Genomic DNA, 11,047 nt, shown 5'->3' with positions numbered 1-11,047 from the left:
GAGAGGGGATCCCATGTTCGAGGACGACGACGACCGGGAGTACACGGTCGTGATCAACCACGAGGAGCAGTACTCCATCTGGCCCACCCGCCGGGTCATCCCCGACGGCTGGTCGGAGGTCGGGAAGTCGGGCCTGAAGGCCGACTGCCTGGCCTACATCGAAGAGGTCTGGACGGACATGCGGCCCCGCAGCCTGCGCGAGCGGATGGGCGGCTGAGGTTGCCCGCCACGACCGGAGTGGTGATACACGGGCAGGACCTGCCCGTGGCCGAGATGCTCGAGCGGGCCCGCCTTGCCGAGAAGCTCGGCGCCGACGCCGTGTGGCTGGTGCAGCTGCCCAGCCTCCGCGACAGCGCCGCCGTGCTGGCCGCGATGTGCGGCGTCACCGACCGGGTCACCCTGGGCGCCGGCGTGCTGCCCTACTACACCCGGCCTCCGGTCACCATGGCCCAGACCGCGCTGACGATCGACGAGCTGTCCGGCGGGCGGTTCGCGCTCGGGGTCGGCACCGGTCACCGGCTCACCGCCGACTGGATGCTCGGCCGGCCGGCGGACGCGCCGGTGCCGTCCATGCGCGAGTATCTGGAGGTCGTCACCGCTCTGGTCCGCGACGGCGAGGTGCACACCACAGGCTCCCGGTTCCGGGCCAACGCCGTCTACGTCTCGCCGCGCCGCGCCGGGCTGCCCGTGTACGTCGGCGCGTTCGGGCCGGCGCTGGCGGAGCTGGCCGGGGAGGTCGCGGACGGGCTGCTGGTGTGGATGTGCACGGCCGATCACCTGCGCGAGGTGGTCATGCCCGCGTTGCGGCGGGGCTTGCGTGCCGCCGGGCGCTCCTTGGACGGGTTCCCCGTTGTCGCGATGGTTCCTGGCGCGGTCTGCGACGATCTGGATCAGGATCGGGAGCTGTTGCGCCGTTACCTCGCCGCGTACGCGCGGGTGCCCTCCTACCGGCGGATGTACGAGCGGAGCGGGTTCGGCGGCGACCTCGCGCGTGGCGCGGTCGGGGATGAGATGCTCGCCGCCATCGCCGTGCTGGGTGTCGAGAACGACATCCGCGCCATGGCGGACCGGTACGAGCAGGCGGGGGCGACCCAGGTCGTCATCACGCCCATGGCCTCCGCGCACCACGACCGCACGCTGTTCACCCGTACCGTCGAAGCGCTGGCCTGCCGATGACCGCGACGTTGCATGGAGCGGTGCTGGCGGCGGCGGCGCGAAGGCCTCAGGCGGTCGCCGTCGTGTGTGGCGCGGAGCAGCTGACCTATGGGGAGCTCGCCGAGCGTTCCCTGGCGCTGGCGGGGCGGTTGCGGGCGCTCGGCGCGGGGCCCGAGCGGGTGGTCGGGGTCTGCGTGCCGCGCGGGGTACGGCTGGCGGTGGCGCTGCTGGCCGTGCTGGAGGCGGGGAGCGCGTTCCTGGTAGTGCCGGTGGGATCCCCTGATCGGCGCGCGCGGGCGATCCTCGCCGACGCCGGGGCGACCATCGTGGTCGGTACTTTCACGGGGCTCACGAACGTGGACGTGGACCGGCCCGGCGGGCCCGCCGTCGCGGCCTGGCCGGAGGTTCCGCGGGAGGCGGCGGCCTACGTCGTCTACACCTCGGGGTCCACTGGGACGCCCAAAGGGGTCGTCGTGGCGCATGGGGCGGTGGCGGCGCATGTGCGGGCCATGGCCGTACGGCTGGGGGTTGGGCCGCGGGACACCGTCCTGCAGGTGGCCGGGGAGTCGGTGGACGTCGCGATCGAGCAGCTGTTCGTGGCGCTGGGCAGTGGGGCGACCGTGGTCATGCGTGGCCCCGATCCGTGGGGGACCGCCGAGGTGCGCCGTGCTCTCGGTGACGGCGTGACCGTGGCCGATCTGCCCGCCGCGTTGTTCGCGGAGCTCATGGCGGAGGAACGCCCGCTGCCCGCTGGGTCGTTGCGGTTGCTGCTGGCGGGTGGGGAGCGGCTTCCGGTTCAGGCCGCGCGACGTTATCTGGGTGCGCATCGTGTGCCGCTGGTCAACGCGTACGGGCCGACGGAGGCCGTGATCACCGCCAGCTTGCACGAGGTGGTTTCGGCCGAGGCGGAACAGGTGCCGATCGGGCGGCGGGTCGGGGTTCGGCGGCTGGCGGTTCTGGATGGGGAGTTGCGGCGGGTCCGTGGTGGCCGGGGCGGGGAGCTTTACATCGGCGGCGACGCTCTGGCCCGGGGGTACCTGGGGCGTCCGGGGGAGACGGCGGAGCGGTTCGTGCCCGATCCGTATGGGCCGCCGGGGGCGCGGATGTATCGCACGGGTGACCGGGCGGCGCGGCGGAAGCCGTATGGGCTGGAGTTCCTCGGGCGGGTGGACGAGCAGGTCAAGATTCGCGGGCATCGGGTGGAGCCCGGTGAGGTGGAGGCGGCGCTGGGCGCGCATCCGGCGGTGGCGTGGTGCTGCGTGGTGGCCGGGCCCGATCGGCTTGACGCCCATCTCGTCGCCGCCGGCAGCCCGCCGTCTCCTGGGGAGCTGCGGGCGTGGCTGGCCGAGCGGCTGCCGCCGTGGATGATTCCGGGGGCCTGGCACCTGCACGACCGGCTGCCCGTCACGGCGGCGGGCAAGCTCGACCGGGCCGCGCTGCCGGGGCGGCCGATGGAGGCGGGGACTTCGGGCCCGCCCAGGACTGAGATGGAGCGCGAGCTGGCCGGGATCTGGCGGCGGGTGCTCGGACTGCCCTCGGTCGGCGTGGACGACGACTTCTTCCAGCTGGGCGGCACCTCGATCGGCGCGATGCGGGTGCTGGCCGCGCTGCGCGCCTCGACCGGCGTGGAGCTTGAGCTACGCGAGGTGTTCGCGGCCCCGACCGTAGCCGGGCTCGCGGCGCTCGCCGGTTCCGGCCGGTCCCGCTCGACCTGGCCGCCGCTCACCGCCGCCGGTGGCGGGCCGGGGGAAGTGCCGCTGTCGCTCGCCCAGGAGCAGATCTGGTTCCAGGAGGAGCTCCAGCCCGGCAACATCGCCTACAACGCGCCCACGACGTTCCGGCTGGCCGGGCCGCTTGACCACGCCCGCCTGGAATACGCGGTCACCCGGCTGGTCGAACGGCACGAGGTGCTCAGGACGACAGTGGCGACCGGCGCCGACGGAGGGCCGGTGCAGCGGGTGCATCCGCCATACCGGGTGGAGATCCCCCTGGTGGAGGTGGACGAGGCCGGACGCGAGGCGGCCGTGCTCGCCGAAACGCGCGTCCCGTTCGACCTGACCCGGCTACCGCTGGTGCGCTGGACGCTGCTACGCCTGAACCCCCTGCTGCACGAACTCGTGCTCGTCGAACACCATCTCGTCCACGACGGCTGGTCATTCGCGCTGCTGGTACGGGAGCTCTCGGCGCTCTACCGGGGGGATGAATCGCCGGAACCGCAGGTGCGCGGCTTCGCGCAGGTGCGACAGCGGCCGGATATGCCGGAACTGCGGGTTCAGTCCGGCGACTTCGCGGACGGGCGACGGGGGGCAGATCTGCCGGAACCGCAGGCCCAATACGGCGATTTCGCGCGCTGGCAGCGGCAGGCCGATCTGCCGGAACCGCAGATCCAGTACGGCGATTTCGCGCGCTGGCAACGGCAGACGGATCTGTCGGAACAGAGGGAGTACTGGACGCGGCGGCTGAGGGGCGCCGATGACTCCCTGGACCTGCCCTACGACCGGCCCCGGCCGCCGGGACCGGCGTTCGCGGGCGCGGCCCACCGGGTGGAACTGCCGGCCGAGCTGTCGCAGCGGGTCCGCGCCTGCGCCCGCGAACGCGGCGTGACGCTGTTCGCCACGCTGCTGGCGGCCTACGCGACACTCCTGCACCGGGTCGGCGGCCAGCGAGACCTGTGCGTCGGCTCGGCCTTCGCCAACCGCCGCGTCCCGGGCAGCGAGAACGTTCTCGGGATGTTCGTCAACCCGGTGACCCTCCGCTTCGACCTGACCGGAAACCCCAGCTTCGCCGACGTGCTCAGCCAGGCCATGGAGGTCGCCCTCGGCGCCCAGGCCAACCAGGAACTCCCGTTCACCCGCGTGGTGGAGGCACTGGCTCCGGCCCGAACCCCCGGCCGCAATCCGCTGTTCGCGGCGATGTTCAACATGGACGACGCACCACTCGGCCCGATCGACCTGGGCGACGTCCACGGAACCTACCTAGAACGCCAGAACGGCACCGCCAAGGTAGACCTCTCCGTCCTGGCGGTTCCCCGCGCGGAACGCCAGACAGATCTCCCCGCCAACGAGCGCGACCCCCGAATCACCATGATCTGGGAATACCGGGCCGACCTGTTCGCCCCCGCCACGATCACCCGCCTCACCCACCAGTACGAGCACCTCCTCACCGCCGCCCTCAACGACCCAACCCTGCCGGTCGGCGAACTGACTCTGGAGTCCCCCGACCCCGTCCAGGCCCTGGTCGAGCCGGAGGTTCCGGTCGGCGAGTTGGCTTTGGATCGCGCGGATCTCGTTGAGGTGCTCGTTGGGCCGGATTCGCCGGTTGGCGAGTTGGCTTTGGATCGCGCGGATCCCATTGAGATGCTCGTCGAGTCGGATGTGCGGGTGGGCGAGTTGGTTTTGGATTGCCCTGACCCCGCCCAGGCCCTGGTCGAGCCGGATCTGCCGGTTGGCGAACTGGTCCTGGGTCGCCCCGACCCGGTCCAGGTCCTTGTCGAGCGGCACGCTGCTGCCCATCCCGGTGCGGTCGCGGTCCGGCTCTGCGGCGGTGGCTCCCTCGCCTACGGGGAGCTGAATCGGTGGGCCAACCAGGTCGCGGCCTTCCTGCGGCGCGCGGGGGCGGGTCCTGAGCAGGTCGTCGCCCTGTGCCTGGATCGCGACCTCGCCATGCCGCCTGCCGTGCTGGGTGTGCTCAAAGCGGGCGCGGCCTACCTTCCCCTGGACCCCTCCTGGCCGACTGAACGCCTCCGCCACGCCCTCCTCGACACTTCAGCGACGATCATCCTGACCACCGCGCGGCTCAAGCCCGCCCTCGCCCTCGCTGTCGGCGGTTCCGCCACGGTCGTCGCCGTGGACGCTCTCGCCGGGCCGGACGAGGGGAACCGGCTGTCCGTCGCCGATCCGGAGAACGCCGCCTACCTGATCACGACGTCGGGATCCACCGGACGGCCCAAGCGGGTCGTGCTGACCCACGGCGGGCTGGCGGCGGAATACCGGGCCTGGGCTGAGGCCTACCAACTGCGCCCCGGCGCGCACGCGCAACTCGCCGCGTTCCCGTTCGACGTGTGCACCGGCGACCTGGTCCGGGCGCTGGCCAGCGGCGGCACACTGGTGATCTGCCCACGCGACACCGTCCTCGACCCGGCCGCGCTTTACCAGGCGCTGCGCGACAACGACGTGCGCTACGGCGAGTTCCTGCCCTCGGTCGTGCGGCTGCTAGTCGATCATTGCGCCGCCACTGGCGAGAGCCTGTCCTTCCTGCGGCTCATCGCCGTCGGCGGCGAGCCATGGACCCCGGCGGAATACCGGGCGTTGCGCCGCGTGACAGGTCGTGGCCCACGCATCCTCAACGTGTACGGCGTGACCGAGGCCACGGTCGGCAGCACCCTGTGGGACGGGGTCTTGCAGGACGAGGCCTTGCAGGACGGGACCTTGCGGAACGAGATCTTGCTGGCCGAGATGCGGCACGGGGCCTTACAGGACGAGGCCTTGCAAGACGGGACCTTGTGGAACGAGATCGTGAGGGATGGTGCCTTGCGGCACGGGGCCTTGCAGGACGAGATCTTCCGGGACGGGGCTTTACGGGACGGGGCTTTACGGGACGGGGCTTTACGGGACGGGGCTTTACGGGACGGGGCTTTACGGGACGAGGCCGCCATTGGCGGTGCGCTGTGGCTGCCCATTGGGCGCGGGCTGCCCGGCGTCACTGCCCGCGTCTTGGATCAGGCCGGGCGACCCGCCGCCACCGGGACGGCCGGGCAGATCCACCTCTCCGGCCCCACCCTCGCCCGCGGGTATCACGGTGAGCCCGCCCGCACCGCCGAACGGTTCGTGCCCTGCCCGACCGGCCCGCCCGGCGCTCGCTCTTATGCCACCGGAGACCGCGGCCGGGTGCGCCCCGACGGAGCCATCGAGTTCCTGGGCCGCGCCGACGACCAGGTCAAGGTCCGCGGCTTCCGAGTCGAACCCGGCGAGATCGAAGCCGTGCTGCGCACCTGCCCCGGCGTCCGCGACGCGGTCGTGGTCGCTTGCCGCGATGCGGGCGCCGACTCCGCTGGTCAGGCCACGGGGCGGTCCGAACGGCTCGCCGCGTACCTGATCGTCGCCCCCGGGAGGGTCGCCGACCTGCGGGAATGGCTCGGGTCGCGGCTGCCGGACTACATGATCCCCGGGTCGTTCACCGAGGTGCCCGCCTTTCCGAGGACCAGCTCAGGCAAGGTGGACCGGCGGGCCCTGGCCGAGACCGCGCCGCCCGCGTCCGACCTGCCATTTGTGGCGCCTCGGGACGAATTGGAACTGACGGTAGCCACAGTGCTCGGCGAGGTGCTGGGCGTGCCACGGGTGGGCGCCTTCGACGACTTCTTCGCCCTCGGCGGGCACAGCCTGCTGGCCGCACGCGCCGCCATCCAGCTGCGCGCTCGGCTCGGCCGCGAGGTGTCCGTACGGGACCTGCTCGCCGCGCCGACCGTCGCGGCCATCGCCCAGCGGGTCGCGGCGAGGGGGCTCGCGCTCACCCTCCCGCTGGTGGCCGCGGGCCGGGAGGCGTACCGGATGGACGCCGACCTCTTCGACGACCCCGACGGAATCGATGGCTTCGACGAGCCCGGCGGGTTCGGCGGAATCGGTGCGGAGGTGGCCCGGTGAGCCCGGTCGTCGCGGTTCCCGCCTCCTACGCGCAGGAACGGTTCATCGATGGGTTGGTCGGGCCCGGCGGGTTCGGCGAAATGGGTGCGGAGGTGGCCTGGTGAGCTCGGTCGTCGCGGTTCCCGCCTCCTATGCACAGGAGCGGTTCTGGTTCCTGGAACAGCTTGCCGGGGGTCCGCCGCCGCACACGATGCACCTGGCGCTGGAACTCACCGGCCCGCTGGACGTCCCAGCTTTCCACGCGGCGCTGCAGCGGGTGGTCGCGCGGCACGAGTCGCTGCGCACCACACTGCGGCCGGTCGGCGGCCGGCCCCATCAGGTGATCGCGGACGAACTCGCCGTCGCGCTGCCGGTGATCGACATCGGGCCGGGCGAGGTTGAGGCGCACGCCGCCGAGCACGCGCGGCGGGCGTTCGATGGCCCGCTGGTGCGCAGCGAGATGCTGCGGACCGCCCCCGACCGGCACGTCTGGCTGCTGGCCGTGCACCACGCGATCTGCGACGGGTGGTCGGTGGGGGTGCTGCTGGACGAGCTGAGCGTGGCCTACCGGGGCGCGGAACTGCCGCCGCTTCAGCTGCAGTATGCCGATCACGCCCTGTGGCAGCGTGCGCTGGTCGAACGCGGCGAGCTGGATCGGGGGATCGCCTACTGGGCGCAGTCTCTGGCCGGAGCGCCACCGCTGCTGGAACTGCCGGTGGACCGGCGCCGACCCAGCGTGCGGGGATACCAGGGCGCGCTCCTCGCCGTGGACCCGCCACCTGCCGCGCTGGCCACGCTGGCCAGGGAACTGCGGGCGACGCCGTACACCGCGATGCTGGCGGCCTTCGCGCTGCTGCTGCACCGGGTGAGCGGCGCTGAGGATCTCGTGATCGGAACCACGCACGCGGGCCGCGACCGCCCCGAGACAGCGGCGCTGATCGGGTGCTTCGCGAACACGCTCCCGCTCCGAGTCCAGGTACGGCCCCGAGAGGGATTCCGCGATCTACTCGCCCGAGTGCGGGAAACGGTACTGGCGGCCCATGAGCACGCCTCGGTGCCCTTCGACCGCATCGTCCACGCCGTCAACCCCACCCGCACACCAGGCCACAACCCCCTGTTCCAGGTCATGCTGGACGCCGAACCCCTCTCGTCGGGACGACTCCACCTGGACGGCGTCAAGGTCACCCCGCTGACCGTGCTGGACCGGCGAGTCTCCCTGTTCGACCTCAGCCTCACCGTCACCGGCGACGCCCACCTGCTCGCCGAGTACAGCACCGAACTCTTCGAGACCCCCACCGCCACTTCCCTACTCGCCTGCCTGTGCCCCCTCCTGGCGGCAGCCGTCACCCACCCCACCCGCCCGATCACCGAACTCCCGCTGCTCGACACCCACGACCGAGCCAGAATCCTCGCCACACCGCCCAGCGTCCCCCGACCCACTCCCGAACCGCGCACGACCAGCGCACTGCCGCCCGCTCCCGAACTAAGCACGTCCGGCGCATCTCTGCTGACTCCCAAGTCGCGCACGACCAGCGCGCTGCAGCCCACTCCCGATCAAAGGATGTCCGGCGCATCCCCGCTGACTCCCGAGTCGTGCATGCCCAGCGTCCTTCGGGCCTCTCCCGAACCGAGCACGCCCAGCGCACCCTGGCTTACCCCCGAACTGGGCACGCCGGGGGACCCCCGGCCCGCTCCCGAACCGCGCACACGTAACGCCCTTCGGTCCGCTCCCCAACCGCACACGCCCAGTGCATCCCCGCTCACCCCCGAACCGCGCACTTCCAGCGCACCCCGGCTTGCCCCTGAACCCCCCACGCCCAGCCCGGTGGCGGTGATCTCGGCGTCGGGGTCGGAGCGGCTCACCTACGCCGAGTTGCGCCTGGCCGCTGATCGGCTGGCCGGGCAGCTTGGGCAGCGCGGTGTGGGGCCGGGATCGCTGGTCGCGGTCTGCTGTGACCGGTCGCCGGAGGCGATCGTCGCGATCCAGGGTGTGCTGCGGGCAGGGGCGGCCTACCTGGCGATTGAGCTGGACCAGCCCGTGGAGCGAATCGCCGATCTTCTCGGCCACGCGGCCCCGGCCGCCGTACTCACCAGCGCTCGGCACGCGACCGCTCAGCACGCGACCGGCCTCCCGCCGGACGCGCTCGTGGTGACTCTCGCGGAGACTTCGCATCGGGTCAGCTCTGCGCAGAACGCGCTCGTTGTGGATCTCACGGAGACCGAGGCTCCCGAGGAACCGGCGCAGGCGTGGCCCGAGGTCGGTCCCGACGACCTTGCCTATGTGATGTTCACGTCGGGGTCGACCGGGCGGCCCAAGGGGGTCGAGGTCACTCGGGGCGGGCTTGAGGCCTATGTGGCGGCCGATCTCGTGGCGTACGGGCTGAACTCGGAGGATCGGGTGCTTCAGTTCGGCTCGCTGGGGTTCGACCTCAGCGCGGAGGAGATCTTCCCCTGTCTGGCCACCGGGGCTGCCCTGGTTCTGCGCTCCGACGACATGCTCGACAGCCCGCAGACCTTCCTGGAGGCGGTAGCCCGGCTCGGCGTCACCGTCGCGCATCTCCCGACGTCCTACCTGAACCTCCTGTGCGCCGCCATCGCTGAGGACGGCGCGCCGGTGCCCGAGTCGCTGCGGCTGGTCGTGATCGGCAGCGAGCCCGCCGACCCGGCCCAGCTCGCGCGCTGGCGCCAGGTCGCCCCCTCGGTACGGCTCGCGCACGCCTACGGCGTCACGGAGGCGAGCATGGTCTCCGCCATCGCCCACCTGGACGCGAGCACCGACCGGGCCAGGGTCACGATCGGCCGGGCCATCCCGGGAACCGAGATCCACCTCCTGGACCGGGAGCTGGAACCCGTGCCCGACGGGGTCCCCGGCGAGATCCACATCGGCGGGCTCGGGCTGACCCGGGGTTATCTCCGCGCGCCCGGCGCCACGGCCGACCGTTTCATCCCGCACCCCTTCGCCACCGGCCGTCGCCTCTACCGGACGGGCGACATCGGCCGACGTTTCGCCGACGGCTCCCTGGAGTTCGTACGCCGCGCCGACAACCAGATCAGCCTGCGCGGTTACCGGATCGAGCCCGCGGAACCCGAGTCGATCCTGCGCCGGCATCGGTCCGTGCGGGACGCGGCGGTGACCGTACGCGCCGGGAATCTGGTCGCCTACCTCGTTCCGAGCGAGGAGGGGCAGGTCAGCGCACGCGAGATCCGGGCGCACGCGGCCCGGCTGCTGCCGGGCCACCTGGTCCCTGCCGCGTACGTGTGGCTGCCCGTCCTGCCCAGGACAGGCAGCGGGAAGATCGACACGCAGGCGCTGCCCGACCCCGTTCCCGCCCGCGCCGACCGGGCTGAGCTGTCCGGACAGACTCAGCACACGCTGGCCGAGATTTGGTGCGAGGTCCTCGGAGTCGCCGAAGTCGGCCCCGATGACGACTTCTTCGAACTCGGCGGCCACTCGCTCCTGGCCGCCCAGGCCGCGGCCCGGATGCGCCGCCGCCTCGGGGTGAGCGCGGGCGTTCGTTTGATCTTCCAGCACCCCCGCCTGGCCGACGTGGCCGACGCCGTCGACCGCGCGACGGCTTCACCCGGACCGGAGATCGCCACCGCGACCCGCCTCCGCGCCGGCCGCGCCCTGGCCGCAGCCGTCGGCGACACCCCGGAACTGGCTGAACTCTTACGCGGACTCGGAGGTGACTCCCGATGACCGAACTAGCCCCACCGACGGAAACCCTGGTCGCACCGGTCTCCCTGGGTCAGCGGCGGCTGTGGTTCGTGGACGGTCTGGCCGGTGGTGGCCGGGATTATTCGGTGGTGTGGCCGTTGCGGCTGACCGGGGTTTTGGATGTGGGTCGCCTGAATGGGGCGTTGTCGGCTTTGGTGGCGCGTCATGAGGTGTTGCGGTCGCGTTTTGTGGGGGTGGGCGGCGAGCCGGTGATGGTGGTGGATCCGCCTGTCCCGGTTCGGGTGGAGTGGATCGACGCGTCGGGAGGGTCCGGTTTACCGGAGGACGTGGCCGCGGGCTGGGAGTGGGTCGACTCGCCGGTGGAACCCGGTTCGCCGGGGGACGTGGTCGGGGGGTTGGTTCGGGCGGAGGGGCGGCGGGTTTTCGATCTGGCCGCGGGGCCGGTGGTGTTTTTCCGGTTGGTGCGGGTGGGTGCCCGGGAGCATGTGCTGGTGGTGTCGGCGCATCACATCGTCTTTGACGGCTGGTCCGGGACGGTTTTCCTGCGGGATCTGGCCGCTTTGTATCGGGGCGATGTTCTAGCGGATTTGGCGGT

Annotated in this window: 5 protein-coding genes (1 of these 5 running past the window's edge); all 5 read left to right on the top strand. The window is 72.1% G+C overall.

Features of this window, described 5'->3' with window-relative positions:
• The first annotated feature begins 13 nt into the window (after nucleotides 1–13).
• On the top strand, nucleotides 14–217 hold the full coding sequence (locus ABGB08_RS10545) for an MbtH family NRPS accessory protein (RefSeq protein WP_155349151.1): 204 nt from the start codon (nucleotides 14–16) through the stop codon (nucleotides 215–217).
• A 20-nt stretch (nucleotides 218–237) separates the two neighbouring features.
• Nucleotides 238–1,176: an LLM class flavin-dependent oxidoreductase gene (locus ABGB08_RS10540; RefSeq protein WP_347588872.1), complete on the top strand. Its 939-nt coding sequence runs from the start codon at nucleotides 238–240 to the stop codon at nucleotides 1,174–1,176.
• Nucleotides 1,173–6,794, top strand: a complete 5,622-nt coding sequence (locus ABGB08_RS10535) for an amino acid adenylation domain-containing protein (protein ID WP_347588870.1) — start codon at nucleotides 1,173–1,175, stop codon at nucleotides 6,792–6,794. Before ABGB08_RS10540 ends, ABGB08_RS10535 begins: the two co-directional genes overlap by 4 nt.
• A 100-nt stretch (nucleotides 6,795–6,894) precedes the next feature.
• Nucleotides 6,895–10,473: an amino acid adenylation domain-containing protein gene (locus ABGB08_RS10530; protein ID WP_347588868.1), complete on the top strand. Its 3,579-nt coding sequence runs from the start codon at nucleotides 6,895–6,897 to the stop codon at nucleotides 10,471–10,473.
• A protein-coding gene (locus ABGB08_RS10525) for an amino acid adenylation domain-containing protein (RefSeq protein WP_347588866.1) crosses the window boundary here: on the top strand, nucleotides 10,470–11,047 show its 5' portion. The gene runs 6,136 nt beyond the window's last position; only the first 578 of its 6,714 coding nucleotides appear in the window; the start codon lies at nucleotides 10,470–10,472; the stop codon falls past the right edge of the window. Before ABGB08_RS10530 ends, ABGB08_RS10525 begins: the two co-directional genes overlap by 4 nt.

It is taken from the genome of Acrocarpospora sp. B8E8 (assembly GCF_039871605.1).
Classification (GTDB): domain Bacteria; phylum Actinomycetota; class Actinomycetes; order Streptosporangiales; family Streptosporangiaceae; genus Acrocarpospora; species Acrocarpospora macrocephala.
Note: the sequence above shows the minus strand (reverse complement) of the source record. Positions and strands in the feature narration are given on the sequence as shown.

What these genes read in the sequence shown, in the direction of transcription:
- ABGB08_RS10535 (WP_347588870.1), top strand. Translation starts at nt 1,173, where the DNA reads ATGACCGCGACGTTGCATGGAGCGGTGCTGGCGGCGGCGGCGCGAAGG.
- ABGB08_RS10545 (WP_155349151.1), top strand. Translation starts at nt 14, where the DNA reads ATGTTCGAGGACGACGACGACCGGGAGTACACGGTCGTGATCAACCAC.